Consider the following 16,796-nt stretch of genomic DNA (forward strand, 5'->3'; position numbering starts at 1 on the left):
ATCCTGGCGGCGGACATCCGACAACCGCCCGGACAATAATGCCACCTCATGACATGCGTTCCCGATTGCGTGGCGCGCGATTTTCGATTTCTCTACGGCAAGGGGGTGTTCATGCGCCAGATGTCGCTCACGCCAGAGCTTGTCGCTCTGTGCCACAGGGAAGAGGCCGATCCTGGCCCGGATCCGAGCTGGACGGAGCTGAAGGATGAGGATTTCAGGGCGCTGGCCTTGCGGCTTGCCGGCGAAGCGGATGAGGGGCCGCTTTGGGTGTTCGCCTACGGCTCGCTGATCTGGAAGCCGGAATTCGAGTCGGTCGAGCAACGGCTCGCCACGGCCTTCGGCTGGCATCGCTCCTTCTGCCTAGACATGGTGCGATGGCGCGGCAGTGCCGCGCAGCCGGGGCTGATGATGGCGCTGGAGCGCGGCGGTCGCTGCAACGGCGTGATCTACCGTTTGCCGGAGGGTGAAAAGCCGGCGCAGATCGAAAGGCTGCTGCGCCGCGAAATCAGCGACCATGAGAGCGTCGCCTCGGTCAGGTGGCTGCCTGTGCATTCGGCGCACGGCGCGCTCCGCTCGCTCGGCTTCTGGGTGGGCGTGAAGGGGCGGGGAACGTCGCTCAGCCAGCCGCTGGACAGAGTGGCAAGCATATTGGCCAGAGCCTGCGGCCATATCGGTTCCGCGGCCGAATATCTCTACAACACAGTCAGCCATCTCGAAGCGTTCGGCATCCACGACCGAAATCTGTGGCGGCTGCAGGAACTGGTGGCGGACGAGGTCCGGGCAATCCATGGCCGCCCGGCCGACGAGGGCGGCGCACCCAGGCAAGAGCAGCCCTCGACCGCATAACATGAGTAGAAAAATCATGTTATTACCGAGCCTTTTCAGCGACTTGCGCCAAAAATTGACCAATTGATAAAAAAATAAAACGTGTTAGCCTTCCCCAAAACGAAAACATGGGGAACTGACAATGCCAGAAGGCCAGTTCAAGGAAGGTATCGTTGGCGGCCGGCTTCAAGCCGAGCAGTATGCGGACAATTTTTCCGACCTGCATCCGCCGCTCGATCAACACGAGGCGCTGGTCGAATCCGACCGCTGCTATTTCTGCTACGACGCCCCGTGCATGAATGCGTGCCCGACCTCGATCGACATTCCGCTGTTCATTCGCCAGATCTCGACCGGCAATCCGATCGGCTCGGCCAAGACCATCTTCGACCAGAACATCCTTGGCGGCATGTGCGCCCGCGTCTGCCCGACCGAGACGCTGTGCGAAGAGGTCTGCGTGCGTGAGGTGGCGGAAGGCAAGCCGGTGCAGATCGGCCGCCTGCAACGCTACGCCACCGATGTCGCGATGGCCGAGAACAAGCAGTTCTACCAGCGCCCGGAGCCGACCGGAAAGACGGTTGCCGTGGTCGGCGCCGGCCCGGCCGGCCTTGCCGCCGCGCACCGGCTCGCCCGCCATGGCCATGATGTGACCATACTGGAGGCGCGGCCGAAGGCCGGCGGCCTCAACGAATACGGTATCGCCGCCTATAAGAGCGTCGACAATTTCGCCCAGGCCGAGGTCGACTATGTCACGGCGATCGGCGGCATAGACATCCAGAACGGCAAGGCGCTCGGCCGCGACTATCAGCTCTCCGACCTGATCCGCAATTATGACGCGGTTTTCCTCGGCATGGGGCTTGGCGGCGTCAACGCGCTGCGCGCCGATGGCGAGGATGCAGCCGGCGTGACCAACGCGGTGGAGTTCATCGCCGAACTGCGCCAGGCCGGCGATCTCGCCGCTCTGCCGGTCGGCCGGCGCGTCGTCGTCATCGGTGGCGGCATGACGGCCATCGACGCCGCCGTGCAGTCGAAGCTGCTCGGCGCCGAGGAGGTGACGATCTGCTACCGTCGCGGCCAGGAGCACATGAACGCTTCCGGATTCGAGCAGGACCTGGCAGCCGCCAACGGCGTCACCATCCGCCATTGGCTGCAGCCGAAGCGGGTGATCACCGACGCCGGCCAGGTCTCGGGCATCGAACTCGAATACACGGCATTGAAGGGCGACAAGCTTGCCGGTACCGGCGAGACGCTGACGCTCGTAGCCGACCAGGTGTTCAAGGCGATCGGCCAGAGCTTTGTCCCTGCCGCTCTCAACGGCAGCGAGGCCTCGATCGAGCTCGAGGCAGGCCGTATCAAGGTCGACGGCGAAGGGCGCACCTCGCTGGCGAAAGTCTGGGCTGGCGGCGATTGCATCTTTGGCGGCGATGACCTGACCGTTTCGGCCGTGGCGCAAGGGCGCGATGCGGCAGAAAGCATACACAGGAGTCTAACGCAGGGATAAGGATCATGGCCACGGTGGAACCGGGCATCGCCCGTCACTACGACATAGCGGGTCTCGAGCAGCGCATCCTTGCCGCGCTCGCCGATGCCGGGGTGGACATTGCCCATCTGCGCGCCGGCGATCTGGAAGCGGTCGACGAATTCCACATTGGCGGTATCTCCGCCACAATGGAACTCATCGGGCAGATGGGTTTGAAGCCGGGAGCCAGGCTGCTCGACATCGGATCGGGGGTGGGCGGTCCCGCCCGTTTTGCCGCCAACGAAGCTGGCGCCGATGTGACCGGCATCGATCTCACGCAAAGCTATGTCGACATCGCGACCAGCCTGTCGAAGCGCACGGGCATGGCCGACAGGACACACTTCGTGCAAGGCAGCGCGCTGGACATGCCATTCGCCGATGCCGGCTTCGACGCGGCCATGATCCTGCATGTCGGCATGAACCTTCCCGACAAGAAAAAGCTGATGGGCGAGGCCGCACGTGTGCTGCGGCCGGGCGGCGTCTTCGCGGTCTACGACGTGATGCGGCTCAAGGACGGCGCGCTGACCTATCCGCTGCCCTGGGCTTCGGAAGAGAGCATGTCCTTCGTTGCCACGCCCGACGACTACCGCTCGGCTGCCACGGCTTCCGGCTTCTCCGTCGTCGCCGAGCGGCGGCGCGGTGCGTTCGCCGTCGAGTTCTTCGCCGCGATACGTGCCCGCATGGCCTCCGCGCAAGCGGAAGGCAAGAAGCCGCCACCCGGCGTCGGCCTCGTCATGGGCGAAGACGCCGGCACCAAGATCGCCAATGTCACCGCCGCGCTAGAAGGCGGTATTCTCGCACCCGTTGAACTGCTTCTTCGTCTCGGCTGAAAGGGACCTGTCATGGCAGACCTCCGCAACAATTTCGTCGGCATCAAATCGCCAAATCCGTTCTGGCTGGCCTCGGCGCCGCCGACCGACAAGGCCTACAATGTCATCCGGGCCTTCAAGGCAGGCTGGGGTGGCGTGGTATGGAAGACGCTGGGCGAGGAAGGCCCGCCGGTGGTCAACGTCAACGGCCCGCGTTATGGCGCGATATGGGGCGCCGACCGGCGCCTGCTCGGCCTCAACAACATCGAGCTGATCACCGATCGTGACCTGCAAACCAATCTGCGCGAGATGAAGCAGGTCAAGATGGATTGGCCTGATCGGGCGCTGATCGCCTCGATCATGGTTCCTTGCGAAGAGGCAAGCTGGAAAGCCATCCTGCCGCTGGTCGAGGAGACCGGCGCAGACGGCATCGAGCTCAATTTCGGCTGCCCGCATGGCATGTCGGAACGCGGCATGGGTGCCGCCGTCGGCCAGGTGCCGGAATATATCGAAATGGTGGTGCGCTGGTGCAAGCAGTATACCCGCATGCCCGTCATCACCAAGCTGACGCCCAACATCACCGACATCCGTAAGCCGGCGCGGGCCGCGCATGCCGGCGGCACCGACGCGGTGTCGCTGATCAACACCATCAATTCGATCACCGGCGTCGACCTCGACAGTTTCGCGCCGATGCCGACCATCGACGGCAAAGGCTCGCATGGCGGCTATTGCGGCCCGGCGGTGAAGCCGATCGCCATGAACATGGTGGCTGAAATCGCGCGCGATCCCGAAACACACGGCCTGCCGATTTCCGGCATTGGCGGCATCACCACCTGGCGTGACGCCGCCGAATTCATGGCACTCGGCGCCGGCAATGTTCAGGTCTGCACGGCGGCGATGACCTACGGCTTCAAGATCGTGCAGGAGATGATCGCCGGTCTGGAAAACTGGATGGACGAGAAGGGCCATCGCTCGCTCGACGATATTATCGGCCGCGCTACGCCCAACGTCACCGACTGGCAGTATCTCAACCTCAACTATGTCGCCAAGGCGCGTATCGACCAGGACGCCTGCATCAAATGCGGCCGCTGCCACATCGCCTGCGAGGACACGTCGCACCAGGCGATCACCAGCATGGTCAATGGCGAGAGACACTTCGAAGTGATCGAGGCCGAATGCGTCGGCTGCAATCTGTGCGTCAATGTCTGCCCGGTCGAGAACTGCATCACGATGGAGCCGTTGGCCGCCGGCGTCATGGACCAGCGCACCGGCAAGCCGGTATCGCCGATCTACGCCAACTGGACGACGCATCCGAACAACCCGATGGCCAAGGTGGCTGCGGAGTAGCCAGACACGCAAAAAACGGCGCCTGCGGACGCCGTTTTTTACTTTCCCTATTGCAGATAAAAAATATCCATGATAAGTTATATCCATGAATAGGAGAGCGGCATCATGAAGCTGGGCGAGGGTGTTGAGGCTGCCATCCATTGCGCGGCCACATTGGCGAGCGTCGAGGGCAACAACACCATGCCGGGTGCCGCTCTCGCCGAGTGTTTCGGACTGTCGCCGAGCTATCTGCTGAAGCATCTCAACATGCTGACCGCCGCGAGCATCCTGGAATCGGTGCCGGGGCCGGCGGGTGGGTATCGGCTGGCCCGGGCTGCCGAGCGCATCACCCTGCTCGATATCGTGCTGGCGGTCGAGGGGCGCGAACCGGCCTTTCGTTGCGGCGAAATTCGCCGCAACGGGCCGGTCAAGATCGATGCCTCGGCCTATGTCAAACCCTGCGGCATCAATGCCGCGATGCTAAAGGCCGAGCGCGCCTACCGGGCAGCGCTGGCTGAAGTGAAGCTGTCCGACATCGTGGCGGACTACGCGGCAGAAGGCGATCCCAGATCCTTTGCCGCCAGCTGCGCCTTCGTGGCGCGCCACCAGCGGCCGCAGAAATCCAGTTCAACCCAGCCAAAGCAGATGTGAAAGGATATCGGATGAAACAGAGGATGCAGTTTTTCGCCAAGGCGCCGGAGATCATGACGGCGGTGTCGGCGCTCAACAAGGCGGTCGACGAATGCGGCCTGGAGGTCAGTCTGTTGCATCTGATCAAGCTCAGGGCCTCGCAGATCAATGGCTGCTCCTTCTGCGTCGATATGCACAGCCGCGAGGCGCGGCGCGACGGCGAAACCGAGCAGCGGCTCTATCTCGTCGCGGCCTGGAGGGAATCGCCGCTGTTTTCCGAACGGGAGCGCGCCGCCTTCGCCTGGACCGAGGCGGTGACCCTGATCGCCAACAATGGCGTGTCGGATGAGCTCTATGTCCGCACGCTTGAGCACTTCTCGGAAGAGGAACTGGTCAAGCTGTCCGTCGCGCTCGGCATGATCAACACCTGGAACCGGCTGTGCGTCCCGTTCCAGGCCATTCATCCGGTACCGGCCGCCAAGGCCGCCTGATTTATGGCCATTGGAGCGCCGTCGAGGAGGCGGCGCTCCAAATTGTTTTCAAGGGGAGTGTTTTATGCCTGTCGATTTGCCATCGATCTTGTTGTTTCTGGGCCGCCTGTTGCTTGGCGGCGCCTTCGTTTTCGCCGGCCTGCGCAACATCCTGAACGCCGCTTTCCTGACCGGGCTGATGGCCGCGCGCGGCATGCCGCAAGCGCGGCTGGCGCTGTGGGCCGGCATTGTGCTCCAGATCATCGCCGGTGTCCTGGTGATGGCCGGCCTGTGGACGGCACTCGCCGGCGCGGTGCTGGTGCTGTTCCTGATCGTCGCCACGCCGATGTTCCACAATTTCTGGGATCATCAGGGCCCGGACCGCGCGGCGCGCATCAATGGCTTTGTCGGCAATGTCGCGCTCGGCGGCGGTTTCCTGACGTTGATCGCGCAGTCGCTCTGAGGTTCTAACTCAGGCCGCGAACCGCAACCCGCCATCGCAGGTCAGCACCTGGCCAGTCATGAAGCCGTTCGAGACGAGGAAGGCTATTGCCGAGGCGACGTCCTCGGCGCGGCCGATGCGGCCGACCGGCGTCTTGCCGGCGTATTCGGCAAAGACCGCCTGCCGCTGTTCGTCGGGCAAGAAATCCCACCACGGCGTATCGATGACGCCGGGCGCCACGACGTTGACGCGAAGGGGCTTCAATTCCACCGCCAGGATCGGTGCCACGGTCAAGAGCATGCCGTTGATGGCGCCGATGCCGGCGATGCCGGGCATTGTGGCCTGAGCCGACACCGCCGATATGAAGGTCACCGATCCAGATCTGTTGAGCGTCGGCAATGCCGCCTGCAGGCAGGACAGTTGCGGCCGCACCTTCTCTTCGATGCCACTGCCGATATCGGCAAGGTCAAGCGTCTCGAACGGACCGAGGCCCTTGCCGCCGCTGGCCGCCAGGACGAGGTGGTCGAACGCGCCGATGCGATCGAAGAACTGGCGGACCTCATGCGGTTTCGACGCATCGAACGCAGCCTTGTCAGCGGCGCCGCCAAGGCTCTTCCAGGCGTTGATGAGCTTCTCCTGGTTGCGGCCGGTGATCGTCACCTTCATGCCCGGGCCAAGCAGTTTTCGCGCGGTCGCAAGGCCGATGCCGGACGAGCCGCCAATGACGACTGTGTGTTCCGTTCTGTCACTCATGAATTCAGTTCCTTCGATTTTGAGGAGGCCGGGCCAATAAGGTCGAGGCTCAGTTGTCGCAGTTGCTGCCGTGCCTTGGCGTCGTAAGCCTGGGCATCGGCGCGGGCTTCCCGCAGTCCGTCGAAATACAGACCGCTGCGCCCTTCGAGCGCGGGTGAGGCGGCAAGGTTGACGATCGCTTCGGCGCCGGTCTCGACCGAACTCCATGGCGTCACGCCGGCCTGCCGGACCATGGTGTGTTCATGTAGCTTGCCGGATGCAGCGCGTTGACGGTGACGCCGGTTCCTTTCAGCTCTTCCGCCAGATCGACGGTGAACAGGATTTGCGCCAGCTTGCTCTGGCAGTAGGCGCGCACCCCGCTATACCCATGGGTGAGCATCACATCGCCGAAGTCGATCGCTTGCTGGCCGGCCGACGCGACGTTGACGATACGTGCCGGGGCGCTGGCCTTCAGCAGCGGCAGAAGCTCCAAGGTCAGCAGGAAGCCGACGAGATAGTTGACGGCGAAGCGCAGTTCGTAGCCATCGGCGCTGACCTGCCGTTTGGTGCCTGCCGTGCCGATGCCGGCATTGTTGACGAGGATATCGAGCCGGTTCGTCCGAGCACGTACCGCCTCGGCGAGGCGGCGAACCTCCGCCAGTGAGGCGAGGTCGGCGGCGAGGAATTCGGCCTTGCCGCCGGCTGCTTCAATCTTGGCGACCGCTGCCTCGCCGCGCGCCACATCGCGGCCGTGCACCAGCACCCGGGCACCAGCGGCACCCAGTCGTTGCGCGACGACGCGGCCGACACCGTCGGTCGAGCCGGTGATGAGGATTGTCTTGTCTTTCAGGTCCATGTCCCGAGCCTCCGGTCTGTTGCTCTGAAGGCAAGATGGGACGTCTGGCCGATCTCAAACAGTTCAAACTTTATCCTGGTATCAATACTGCTATAGTAAGCGTCATGGATGCTCCGGCTCATTCCGCTGAAGACAGCCGCCGGCGCGAGCTCGGCGCTTTCCTGCGCTCGCGGCGCGAAAGGCTGACACCCTCGGCGACAGGCATCTCGACCGGCCTCAGGCGCCGCACTCCGGGCCTGCGACGCGAAGAGGTGGCGATGATCGCCGGTGTCGGCACCACCTGGTACACCTGGCTGGAACAGGGCAGGGACGTGCGCCCTTCCGTGGAGGTGCTGACGGCGCTCAGCGGCGCGCTGCGCCTGGACGCCGCCGAGAAGCGGCACCTGTTCACGCTCGCCGGGCGCCAGCAGCCGGAGCGGCGGCGCATCGCGGAGGGAAAGGTCGAAGGCCCCTTGCTGCACATGCTGCAGAGCCTTGTCCTGCAGCCTGCCTATGTCGTCGGTCCGCGCTGGGACGTCCTGGCATGGAACGATGCGGCCGTAGCCATTTTCGGCGATTACGGTCTGTTGGAGGGTGACGCCCGCAACATCATCCACGGTGTGTTCACCGATCCGCACCGGCGGCACCTGCTGGTGGACTGGGAACAACTGGCGCGCGCAACCCTTGCCGCGTTCCGCGCCGAAAGCGCCAGATATGTCGGCGATCCGGATTTCGAGCGGCTGATCGCGCTGATGATGCGCTCAAGTCCCGAGTTCCGCGAATGGTGGCCGCAGCGCGACGTCGTGCATCGCCTCTCCGGCATGAAGCATCTGCGCCATCCGATCGCCGGTGCGATGGCGTTCGAGCATATGAGCCTGTCGATCGATGATGGCTCGGACATGAAGCTGATCGTCTACACGCCGCTCGCCGAACAGAACTCGATCGCCAAGCTGCGGTCCTTGCTGGACGCGCTGCCGGCCGAGCAGCGTAGCGCCTGAGCCGTCGTGGCGGGGGTCAGCGCTTCGGCTTCAGCCCATCCAGGAACAACTGCTCCAGGAATCGTGCCGCGTCCTCGAAGCGGCCGTCGCCGCCACGGTTCGGCCCGAGCACGGCGCGGACCTGGACGTCGAAATCGGCATAATGCTGCGTCGTGGCCCAGATCGAGAAGATCAGGTGCCAGGGGTCGGTGCGGGCGATCTTGCCGGTGCGCATCCAGCCCTTGATGACGGCAGCCTTCTCGTCGACCAGCGTCTTCAGATCGCCGGCCAGCAGCGGCATGATGCGCGGCGCGCCTTGCAGGATCTCGTTGGCGAACAGCCGGCTCTCGCGCGGGAAATCGCGCGCCATTTCGAGCTTTCGCCTGATGTAGCTTCTGAGCTCGGTCAGGGGATCGCCGATGTCGTCGAGCTCCCTGAGCGGCGCCAGCCAGGTGTCGAGCAGGCGCAGCATCAGCGTCTCGTGAATGTCCTCCTTGCGGCGGAAGTAATAGAGCAAGTTCGGTTTCGACATGCCGGCGGCTTCGGCGATCTGGTCGATGGTCGCGCCGCGGAAGCCGTGGGTGGAGAACACTTCGAGCGCGGCCTCGAGGATGAGTTCGCGCTTTTCCTGCTGGATGCGGGTGCGGCGAGGGGCTTCCGTGCCGGTGTTCACCGTTGCGAACCCTCATGTTGGCGGTCATCTGGACCAATGCTCTGGACCAGTTTTTCCCTGGGCTGTGGAACGCACTTGAGGAGCCGCATTTCCGCTAGTAATCCCTTGACCGCCGACAGGGCGGTGCTAACGTTTGTCCAATCGGTCAAAAATTTGCGTAGCATGAAAAGGGCGCAAAGACCAAGCGTTGGACGCACCGAAACAGGTTACAAGGGGAAGTCTTGGTCATGTCCAACCGGCTGAAAGTCACGCCGAACGATCTCAGTGCATTCTGGATGCCGTTCACGGCAAACCGGCAGTTCAAGCAGGCGCCACGCATGTTCGTGTCCGCCAGGGACATGCACTACACGACCAGCGATGGCCGCAAGGTGCTCGATGGCACCGCCGGTCTGTGGTGCGTCAACGCCGGCCACTGCCGGCCGAAGATCACCGAAGCGATCCAGCACCAGGCCGCCGAACTCGACTACGCGCCGGCCTTCCAGATGGGCCATCCCATCGTGTTCGAGCTGGCCAACCGCCTGGTCGACATCGCGCCCAAGGGCATGGACCATGTCTTCTTCACCAATTCCGGTTCGGAATCGGTCGAGACGGCGCTGAAGATGGCGATCGCCTATCACCGGGTGAAGGGCGAGGGTTCGCGCACCCGTCTCATTGGGCGCGAGCGTGGCTATCACGGGGTCAATTTCGGCGGCATTTCGGTCGGCGGCATCGTCACCAACCGCAAGATGTTCGGCACGCTGCTCGGCGGCGTCGACCACATGCCGCACACCCATCTGCCGGAAAAGAACGCTTTCTCCAAGGGCGTGCCGGAACATGGCGCGGAACTCGCCAACGAGCTGGAGCGCATCGTTGCCCTGCATGACGCCTCGACCATCGCAGCGGTCATCGTCGAGCCGGTCGCCGGCTCCACCGGCGTCATTCTGCCGCCCAAGGGCTATCTGCAGAAGCTGCGCGAAATCTGCACCAAGCACGGCATCCTTTTGATCTTCGACGAGGTCATCACCGGCTTCGGCCGTCTCGGCGCGCCGTTCGCGGCCGATTATTTCGGCGTCACGCCCGATATCATGACCACCGCCAAGGGCGTCTCCAACGGCGTCATCCCCATGGGCGCGGTGTTCGTGAAGAAGGAAATCCACGACGCCTTCATGACCGGTCCCGAGCACATGATCGAGTTCTTCCACGGCTACACCTATTCGGGCAATCCGATTGCCTGCGCGGCGGCCTTGGGCACGCTCGACACCTACAAGGATGAGGGCCTGCTCACCCGTGGCGAGGAACTGGCGCCCTATTGGGAGGACGCGCTGCACTCGCTGAAAGGCGAGCCGCATGTCATCGACATCCGGAACATCGGCCTGATCGGTGCGATCGAGCTGGCGCCGATCGCCGGCAGCCCGACCAAGCGGGCCTTCTCGGCCTTCGTCAAGGCGTTCGAGCGCGGCGCGCTGATCCGCACCACCGGCGACATCATCGCGCTGTCGCCGCCGTTGATCATCACCAAGGGCCAGATCAACGAACTGATCGACCATGTGCGTGAAGTGCTGAGATCGATCGACTAGCCTAGTCTATAATCGGACGGCGTTGGGAACCGCCGTCCGATTTTGAATGAAATGGAAGGACCTTGAATGGCCGCACCCGGCGAGAATCTGCGAATCAACTCAGACCGTTTGTGGGATTCGATAATGGAAATGGCGAAGATCGGTCCCGGCATTGCCGGCGGCAACAATCGCCAGACCGTGACCGACGAGGACGGCGAGGGCCGGCACCTGTTCAAGCGCTGGTGCGATGCGGCCGGGCTCGAAATGGGCGTCGACGAGATGGGCACGATGTTTGCCCGCCGCGAAGGCACCGATCCCAGCCTGCCGCCGGTCTATGTCGGCAGCCATCTCGATACGCAGCCGACCGGCGGCAAATATGATGGCGTGCTTGGCGTCCTCGGCGGCCTGGAGATCGTGCGCTCGCTCAACGATCTCGGCATCAAGACCAGGCATCCGATCGTCGTCACCAACTGGACCAACGAGGAAGGCGCGCGCTTTGCCCCGGCGATGATGGCGTCGGGCGTGTTCGCCGGCGTGCTCGACCAGGCAGACGTCTACGAGCACACGGACAAGAACGGCAAGAAATTCGGCGAGGAGCTGGAGCGCATCGGCTGGAAAGGCACGGAGAAGGTCGGCGACCGCAAGATCCACGCCTTCTTCGAACTGCATATCGAACAGGGGCCGATCCTCGAGGACGAAGATATCGACATCGGCGTCGTCACCCATGGCCAGGGCCTGAAATGGCTGCAGGTGACGCTGACCGGCAAGGAAGCCCATACCGGATCGACGCCGATGCCCAAGCGCCGCAATGCCGGGCTCGGCATGGCCCGGGTGATCGAGCTCGTGCATGAAATCGCCATGGACTACCAGCCCGACGCCGTGGGCGCGGTCGGCCACATGGAAGCCTACCCCAACTCGCGCAACATCATCGCTGGGCGCACCGTCTTCACCATCGACATCCGCTCGCCCGAGAAGGAAGTGCTCGACGCCATGGATGCGCGCGTGCGCGAAGGCATCGACACGATCTGCGAGGCGCTCGACATCCAGTACAAGGTCGAGCAGGTCGGCCATTTCGATCCGGTCACCTTCGACAAGAACTGCGTCAAGGCGATCCGCGATGCCGCCGATCGGCTCGGCTATACGCACCGCGACATCGTCTCCGGTGCAGGCCACGACGCCTGCTGGATCAACCGCGTCGCGCCGACCGCCATGGTGATGTGCCCTTGCGTCGACGGGTTGTCGCACAACGAGGCCGAGGAAATCACCAAGGAATGGGCAGGCGCCGGCGCCGATGTCCTGTTCCACGCGGTGGTGGAGACCGCCGTCATCGTGGAGTGAGCCTAGACATCTAGATTCCAAACGCCGCTCATGAAGAAGCGCGAAGAGAACAAGGGAACGAGAAAATGACCAAAGTCATCAAGAACGGCACCGTCGTCACCGCCGACCGCACGTGGAAGGCCGACGTGCTGATGCAGCACGGCAGGATCGTCGCCATCGGTTCCGACCTGCATGGCGATCATGAGTACGACGCCACCGGCTGCTATGTCATGCCGGGCGGCATCGACCCGCACACCCATCTCGAAATGCCGTTCATGGGCACCTATTCGGCGGATGATTTCGAATCCGGCACGCGGGCAGCCCTTGCCGGCGGCACCACGATGGTGGTCGATTTCTGCCTGCCGGCGCCGCAGCAGTCGCTGCTGGAGGCGCTGCAGATGTGGGACAACAAGACGTCGAAGGCTGCCTGCGACTATTCCTTCCACATGGCCATCACCTGGTGGGGCAAGCAGGTGTTCGACGAGATGGCGACCGTCGTCGACAAGGGCATCACCTCGTTCAAGCACTTCATGGCCTACAAGGGCGCGCTGATGGTGGATGACGACGAGATGTACGCGTCGTTCCAGCGCTGCGCCGACCTTGGCGCGCTGCCGCTGGTGCATGCCGAGAATGGCGACGTGGTCGCGGCACTTTCGCAGAAGCTGCTCGCCGCCGGCAATAACGGCCCGGAAGGTCACGCCTATTCGCGCCCGCCGGAAGTGGAGGGCGAGGCGACAAACCGCGCCATCATGATCGCCGACATGGCCGGCGTGCCGCTCTATGTCGTGCACGTCTCGTGCGAGCAGAGCCACGAGGCGATCCGCAGGGCGCGGCAGAAGGGCATGCGCGTGTTCGGTGAGCCGCTGATCCAGCATCTGACGCTGGACGAGAGCGAGTATTTCGACAAGGACTGGGACCATGCGGCGCGCCGCGTGATGAGCCCGCCCTTCCGCAACAGATTGCACCAGGATTCGCTGTGGGCCGGCCTGCAAGCCGGGTCGCTGCAAGTGGTGGCGACCGACCATTGCGCCTTCACCACCAAGCAGAAGCGCTTCGGCGTCGGCGATTTCACCAAGATCCCCAACGGCACGGGCGGCCTAGAGGATCGCCTGCCGGTGTTGTGGACCAAGGGCGTCAACACCGGGCGGCTGACGATGAACGAGTTCGTCGCGGTGACCTCGACCAACATCGCCAAGATCCTCAACATGTATCCGAAAAAGGGCGCCATCGTCGAAGGGGCTGACGCCGACATCATCGTCTGGGACCCGAAGCGCAAGAAGACGATTTCGGCCAAGAAGCAGCAGTCGGTGATCGACTACAATGTATTCGAGGGCGTCGAAGTAACCGGCCTGCCGCGCTTCGTCTTCTCACGCGGCGAATTGTCCATCGAGGAGGCCGAGGTCAAGGCCAAGCCCGGCCACGGCCAGTTCGTCGGCCGTGAGCCGAACGCCGCGGTCAACCGGGCGCTGTCGACGTGGAAAGAGATCACCGCGCCGCGCAAGGTGGAACGCACAGGCATCCCGGCGACGGGGGTTTGACCATGCGCATCGTTTTGCTCGCAATGGCGGCGGCGTCGGTGCTGGCCGCCGGGCAGGCGTCCGCCGCGGCCATCGATCTATCGAAGCCCTATGGCGACAAGTATGGCTGCATCAACAAGAACGGCCAGGAAGTTGCCGCCGACAAGATGCTGCTTCTGACCGACAAGGAACTGATCACGGCGGGCAGCGCCTGCACCTTCTCCGAGACGAAGGCTGGTGCCGACGGTTCGCTGACGATCAAGGCCGAGTGCGAGGCCGAAGGCGAGGACGGCAAGTCGCCGGCCACCTTCACCGTCAAGCGCAGTGCCAAGAACGCCAAGAAACTGTCTGTCGTCGATGAGGACGGCAATGTGATGGGCGAAGTTTCCCGGTGCAGATGACGGCGATCCCGTCGACCTCAGGCGACCAGCGCATCCAGTTCCGGCAGCAGGACGACGCTCTCCTGTTCCTTGGGGTCGGTGCGCGCAATGACGGCCGAGGATGGGGCGTTGCTCAGATTGGCCGGCAGATGCGGCACCCCGGCCGGAATGTAGAAGAGGTCGCCGGCCTTGACCACGATGTGGTGCTCAAGGCGGTCGCCATACCAGGTATGGACCTCGCCGGAGAGCACGTAGATCGCCGTTTCATGGCTCTCGTGCAGATGCGCCTTGGCGCGGGCGCCGGGCGGCATGGTGAGCACGTGCATGCAGATGCCGCAGGAGCCGACCGACTCCGCGGCGATGCCGGCGAAATAGGTCAATCCCTGCTTACCTTCATAAGTGCTTTCAGGCCGGATAAGATGACAAGTGGGTTTGGGCGACATCGGGGAAACTCCGGGCGTCGATTTGCGTGGAACAGGGCCAATGGGACAGGGCGAGTGGAAAACAACATAGCGATAAAAGCAATCGGATTCCGGCCGGCGCCCCCTTGCCGGGAACAGGCAGGCAGCGGCCGATGACAGGGATTTCGCCAGCCGTCGTTGCGGCAAGCAAACTTGGCCTCACCTTCCAGACCAATGACGGCCCCGTCCAGGCACTGTCCAACGTCGACCTGACGATCGGCAAGGGGGAATTCGTTTCCTTCATCGGGCCGTCGGGCTGCGGCAAGACCACGCTGCTGCGCGTCATCGCCGACCTGGAGAAACCGACATCAGGCACGATCTCGGTCAACGGCATGACGGCGGAGCAGGCGCGCGAGAAACGCGCCTATGGCTATGTCTTCCAGGCAGCCGCCCTGTTTCCGTGGCGCACCATCGAGCGCAATGTCGCGCTGCCGCTTGAGATCATGGGCCTGTCGAACGCGGAGCAGGCGGAGCGCATCAAGCGGACGCTCGATCTCGTCAATCTCTCGGGCTTCGAGAAGAAATACCCCTGGCAGTTGTCCGGCGGCATGCAGCAGCGCGCCTCGATCGCGCGAGCGCTGGCCTTCGACGCCGATCTGCTGCTGATGGACGAACCGTTCGGCGCGCTGGACGAGATCGTTCGCGACCACCTCAACGAGCAATTGCTGCAGCTGTGGGCGCGCACCAACAAGACCATCTGCTTCGTCACCCACTCCATTCCGGAAGCCGTCTATCTGTCGACGCGCATCGTCGTCATGTCGCCGCGCCCTGGCCGCGTCAGCGACATCATCGAATCGACGCTGCCCAAGGAGCGGCCGCTCGACATCCGCGAGACGCCGGAGTTTCTGGCGATAGCCGCCCGCGTGCGCGATGGGTTGAGGGCAGGGCACAGCTATGATGATTGACGCGGCCCGCTAGATGGAGTCCTTCCGCGACAAGCTGGTCCCCGTGACCTCCATCCTCGCCGGCGTGGTCGTGCTCTGGTACGTCTTCGCCGTCATCCTCAACGCGCCGTTCCAGCGTGACCTGGACACCCGGGCGAACGAAACGCCCGGCGCCGTCGAGTTCATCGGCAAGACGCTGGCGCAGCCCAAGCCGACGCTGCCGGCGCCGCATCAGGTGGCGGTGAACTTCTTCGAGAACACGTTTCTGCGGCCCATCACCTCGAGCCGTAGCCTCGTCTACAATGCCTGGGTGACCCTGTCGTCGACGCTGCTCGGCTTTGCCTTCGGCACCGCGCTCGGCATCATCATCGCCGTCGGGATTGTGCATGTGACGACGCTCGACCGCAGCCTGATGCCCTGGATCATTGCTTCGCAGACCATTCCGATCCTGGCGGTTGCGCCGATGATCATTGTGGTGTTGGCGGCGATCGGCATCACCGGGCTCATCCCCAAGGCGATGATCTCGACCTATCTGTCGTTCTTCCCGGTGACGGTGGGCATGGTGAAGGGGCTGCGCTCGCCCGAGATCATGCATCTCGACCTTATGCACACCTACAATGCCAGTGCCTCGCAGACCTTCTGGAAGCTGCGCGTGCCGGCCTCGGTGCCGTTCCTGTTCACCTCGATGAAGGTGGCGGTTGCGGCAAGCCTGGTCGGCGCCATCGTCGGCGAACTGCCGACAGGTGCTGTCGCCGGCATCGGTGCCAAGCTGCTCGCCGGCGCCTATTACAGCCAGTCCATCGACATCTGGTCGGCGCTGGTCGCCGGTTCGATCGTGGCGGCACTGCTGGTCATGGCGGTCGGCATTGCCGGGCGCATCGTCGATCGCGCCATGGGCGGGAGGCCGGCATGAACTGGCTGAAACCTTCGTGGCAGGCCGTGCTGGCGATCGTGCTGTGCTTGATCGCAATCGCGCTCGGCGCGATGTCGAAGCCGGAAGCGGCGGCGCTCGCGGACCCGACCGCCAGCATCAACTATCCCTATCCCGGAACCAAGGGCCTGATGCTCGGCCTGGCGATCGTGGCGGCGCTGGTTTCGATGGTCAGGATTCCGTCGCTTGCGGAGGCCGTGGTGCTGTTTGTCGGCGCCCATCTCGTTGCCTTGCTGCTGATCTCGGGCATTGCGGGGTTCGAGGGCACGGCATTGGCACCGTACTTCCTGCTGCTCACGGCCGCCTGGCTGCTTGGCTGGCGCTGCGTGGCGGTATTGTCGGGGCTTCGCCCGATGGCGAACTCGACCCGCAACGCGCTGCGCCTGATCATTCCCACCATCTTCGGCGCCTGGATCCTGATCCTCTGGGAAGCGGTGACGCGGGGCGCCGGCATTCCCTTCATCCTGTTGCCGCCGCCAAGCGCCATCGGCGCGCGCATCGCCGGTTCGCTTCCGGTGCTCGGCGCCGATGTGCGG

At 63.8% G+C, this 16,796-nt stretch carries 17 protein-coding genes and 2 pseudogenes; 15 read left to right on the forward strand and 4 right to left on the reverse strand.

Features of this window, described 5'->3' with window-relative positions:
* Window positions 1-111: 111 nt before the first annotated feature.
* The 7 genes from C1D09_RS08570 to C1D09_RS08600 all read left to right on the forward strand — a co-directional run bounded on the left by C1D09_RS08570 (window position 112) and on the right by C1D09_RS08600 (window position 6,039).
* On the forward strand, window positions 112-846 hold the full coding sequence (locus C1D09_RS08570; protein ID WP_143973883.1) for a gamma-glutamylcyclotransferase: 735 nt from the start codon (window positions 112-114) through the stop codon (window positions 844-846).
* Between the two features lie 121 nt (window positions 847-967).
* Entirely contained in the window at window positions 968-2,323 is a 1,356-nt protein-coding gene (locus C1D09_RS08575; RefSeq protein ID WP_143973867.1) for an NAD(P)-dependent oxidoreductase, read from the forward strand.
* Window positions 2,324-2,328: 5 nt separating this feature from the next.
* Window positions 2,329-3,171, forward strand: coding sequence for a class I SAM-dependent methyltransferase (locus C1D09_RS08580; protein WP_143973868.1), 843 nt, complete (start codon window positions 2,329-2,331; stop codon window positions 3,169-3,171).
* Between the two features lie 12 nt (window positions 3,172-3,183).
* On the forward strand, window positions 3,184-4,497 hold the full coding sequence (preA, locus tag C1D09_RS08585; RefSeq protein ID WP_143973869.1) for an NAD-dependent dihydropyrimidine dehydrogenase subunit PreA: 1,314 nt from the start codon (window positions 3,184-3,186) through the stop codon (window positions 4,495-4,497).
* Window positions 4,498-4,602: 105 nt separating this feature from the next.
* Window positions 4,603-5,127 carry an RrF2 family transcriptional regulator gene (locus tag C1D09_RS08590; protein WP_143973870.1) on the forward strand — a complete coding sequence of 175 codons (525 nt, stop codon included), beginning with the start codon at window positions 4,603-4,605 and terminating at the stop codon, window positions 5,125-5,127.
* A gap of 11 nt (window positions 5,128-5,138) precedes the next feature.
* Window positions 5,139-5,597: a carboxymuconolactone decarboxylase family protein gene (locus C1D09_RS08595; protein ID WP_143973871.1), complete on the forward strand. Its 459-nt coding sequence runs from the start codon at window positions 5,139-5,141 to the stop codon at window positions 5,595-5,597.
* 64 nt (window positions 5,598-5,661) lie between these two features.
* Window positions 5,662-6,039 carry a DoxX family protein gene (locus tag C1D09_RS08600; RefSeq protein ID WP_143973872.1) on the forward strand — a complete coding sequence of 126 codons (378 nt, stop codon included), beginning with the start codon at window positions 5,662-5,664 and terminating at the stop codon, window positions 6,037-6,039.
* A gap of 9 nt (window positions 6,040-6,048) precedes the next feature.
* Here the strand turns inward: C1D09_RS08600 and C1D09_RS08605 are convergent, their stop codons facing one another.
* Window positions 6,049-6,771 (reverse strand): SDR family oxidoreductase, encoded by a 723-nt coding sequence (locus tag C1D09_RS08605; protein ID WP_143973873.1) that lies wholly within the window; start codon window positions 6,769-6,771, stop codon window positions 6,049-6,051.
* A pseudogene (locus C1D09_RS08610) lies at window positions 6,768-7,606 on the reverse strand (SDR family NAD(P)-dependent oxidoreductase). The gene C1D09_RS08605 and the pseudogene C1D09_RS08610 overlap by 4 nt, the downstream one beginning before the upstream one ends.
* 104 nt (window positions 7,607-7,710) lie before the next feature.
* Here C1D09_RS08610 and C1D09_RS08615 point away from each other — a divergent pair.
* Entirely contained in the window at window positions 7,711-8,583 is an 873-nt protein-coding gene (locus tag C1D09_RS08615; protein ID WP_143973874.1) for a helix-turn-helix transcriptional regulator, read from the forward strand.
* A gap of 16 nt (window positions 8,584-8,599) precedes the next feature.
* Here the strand turns inward: C1D09_RS08615 and C1D09_RS08620 are convergent, their stop codons facing one another.
* Entirely contained in the window at window positions 8,600-9,235 is a 636-nt protein-coding gene (locus C1D09_RS08620) for a TetR family transcriptional regulator C-terminal domain-containing protein (RefSeq protein ID WP_143973875.1), read from the reverse strand.
* A gap of 227 nt (window positions 9,236-9,462) precedes the next feature.
* Between C1D09_RS08620 and aptA the strand changes: the two genes are divergently transcribed.
* The 4 genes from aptA to C1D09_RS08640 all read left to right on the forward strand — a co-directional run bounded on the left by aptA (window position 9,463) and on the right by C1D09_RS08640 (window position 14,005).
* Window positions 9,463-10,791 carry an omega-aminotransferase AptA gene (aptA, locus tag C1D09_RS08625; RefSeq protein ID WP_143973876.1) on the forward strand — a complete coding sequence of 443 codons (1,329 nt, stop codon included), beginning with the start codon at window positions 9,463-9,465 and terminating at the stop codon, window positions 10,789-10,791.
* Window positions 10,792-10,857: 66 nt separating this feature from the next.
* On the forward strand, window positions 10,858-12,108 hold the full coding sequence (locus C1D09_RS08630) for a Zn-dependent hydrolase (RefSeq protein ID WP_143973877.1): 1,251 nt from the start codon (window positions 10,858-10,860) through the stop codon (window positions 12,106-12,108).
* 65 nt (window positions 12,109-12,173) lie between these two features.
* Entirely contained in the window at window positions 12,174-13,625 is a 1,452-nt protein-coding gene (gene hydA / locus C1D09_RS08635; protein ID WP_143973878.1) for a dihydropyrimidinase, read from the forward strand.
* A 2-nt stretch (window positions 13,626-13,627) separates the two neighbouring features.
* Window positions 13,628-14,005: a hypothetical protein gene (locus C1D09_RS08640; RefSeq protein WP_143973879.1), complete on the forward strand. Its 378-nt coding sequence runs from the start codon at window positions 13,628-13,630 to the stop codon at window positions 14,003-14,005.
* 17 nt (window positions 14,006-14,022) lie between these two features.
* Here the strand turns inward: C1D09_RS08640 and C1D09_RS08645 are convergent, their stop codons facing one another.
* Window positions 14,023-14,427, reverse strand: a complete 405-nt coding sequence (locus tag C1D09_RS08645) for a cupin domain-containing protein (RefSeq protein WP_143973880.1) — start codon at window positions 14,425-14,427, stop codon at window positions 14,023-14,025.
* A gap of 131 nt (window positions 14,428-14,558) precedes the next feature.
* Between C1D09_RS08645 and C1D09_RS08650 the strand changes: the two genes are divergently transcribed.
* The 3 genes and pseudogenes from C1D09_RS08650 to C1D09_RS08660 all read left to right on the forward strand — a co-directional run.
* Window positions 14,559-15,350, forward strand: coding sequence for an ABC transporter ATP-binding protein (locus C1D09_RS08650; RefSeq protein ID WP_143973881.1), 792 nt, complete (start codon window positions 14,559-14,561; stop codon window positions 15,348-15,350).
* A gap of 13 nt (window positions 15,351-15,363) precedes the next feature.
* Window positions 15,364-16,242 (forward strand): ABC transporter permease, encoded by an 879-nt coding sequence (locus tag C1D09_RS08655; RefSeq protein ID WP_143973882.1) that lies wholly within the window; start codon window positions 15,364-15,366, stop codon window positions 16,240-16,242.
* Window positions 16,239-16,796: pseudogene (locus tag C1D09_RS08660) on the forward strand (ABC transporter permease); the annotation flags it as partial. The gene C1D09_RS08655 and the pseudogene C1D09_RS08660, both read left to right, overlap by 4 nt.

This window comes from Mesorhizobium intechi (assembly GCF_002879535.1).
Classification (GTDB): domain Bacteria; phylum Pseudomonadota; class Alphaproteobacteria; order Rhizobiales; family Rhizobiaceae; genus Mesorhizobium; species Mesorhizobium intechi.

What these genes read in the sequence shown, in the direction of transcription:
- hydA (WP_143973878.1), top strand. Translation starts at nt 12,174, where the DNA reads ATGACCAAAGTCATCAAGAACGGCACCGTCGTCACCGCCGACCGCACG.
- C1D09_RS08595 (WP_143973871.1), top strand. Translation starts at nt 5,139, where the DNA reads ATGAAACAGAGGATGCAGTTTTTCGCCAAGGCGCCGGAGATCATGACG.
- C1D09_RS08605 (WP_143973873.1), bottom strand. Translation starts at nt 6,771, where the DNA reads ATGAGTGACAGAACGGAACACACAGTCGTCATTGGCGGCTCGTCCGGC.
- C1D09_RS08590 (WP_143973870.1), top strand. Translation starts at nt 4,603, where the DNA reads ATGAAGCTGGGCGAGGGTGTTGAGGCTGCCATCCATTGCGCGGCCACA.
- C1D09_RS08650 (WP_143973881.1), top strand. Translation starts at nt 14,559, where the DNA reads ATGACAGGGATTTCGCCAGCCGTCGTTGCGGCAAGCAAACTTGGCCTC.
- aptA (WP_143973876.1), top strand. Translation starts at nt 9,463, where the DNA reads ATGTCCAACCGGCTGAAAGTCACGCCGAACGATCTCAGTGCATTCTGG.
- C1D09_RS08655 (WP_143973882.1), top strand. Translation starts at nt 15,364, where the DNA reads ATGGAGTCCTTCCGCGACAAGCTGGTCCCCGTGACCTCCATCCTCGCC.
- C1D09_RS08615 (WP_143973874.1), top strand. Translation starts at nt 7,711, where the DNA reads ATGGATGCTCCGGCTCATTCCGCTGAAGACAGCCGCCGGCGCGAGCTC.
- C1D09_RS08570 (WP_143973883.1), top strand. Translation starts at nt 112, where the DNA reads ATGCGCCAGATGTCGCTCACGCCAGAGCTTGTCGCTCTGTGCCACAGG.
- C1D09_RS08630 (WP_143973877.1), top strand. Translation starts at nt 10,858, where the DNA reads ATGGCCGCACCCGGCGAGAATCTGCGAATCAACTCAGACCGTTTGTGG.
- C1D09_RS08580 (WP_143973868.1), top strand. Translation starts at nt 2,329, where the DNA reads ATGGCCACGGTGGAACCGGGCATCGCCCGTCACTACGACATAGCGGGT.
- preA (WP_143973869.1), top strand. Translation starts at nt 3,184, where the DNA reads ATGGCAGACCTCCGCAACAATTTCGTCGGCATCAAATCGCCAAATCCG.
- C1D09_RS08600 (WP_143973872.1), top strand. Translation starts at nt 5,662, where the DNA reads ATGCCTGTCGATTTGCCATCGATCTTGTTGTTTCTGGGCCGCCTGTTG.
- C1D09_RS08645 (WP_143973880.1), bottom strand. Translation starts at nt 14,427, where the DNA reads ATGTCGCCCAAACCCACTTGTCATCTTATCCGGCCTGAAAGCACTTAT.
- C1D09_RS08575 (WP_143973867.1), top strand. Translation starts at nt 968, where the DNA reads ATGCCAGAAGGCCAGTTCAAGGAAGGTATCGTTGGCGGCCGGCTTCAA.
- C1D09_RS08640 (WP_143973879.1), top strand. Translation starts at nt 13,628, where the DNA reads ATGCGCATCGTTTTGCTCGCAATGGCGGCGGCGTCGGTGCTGGCCGCC.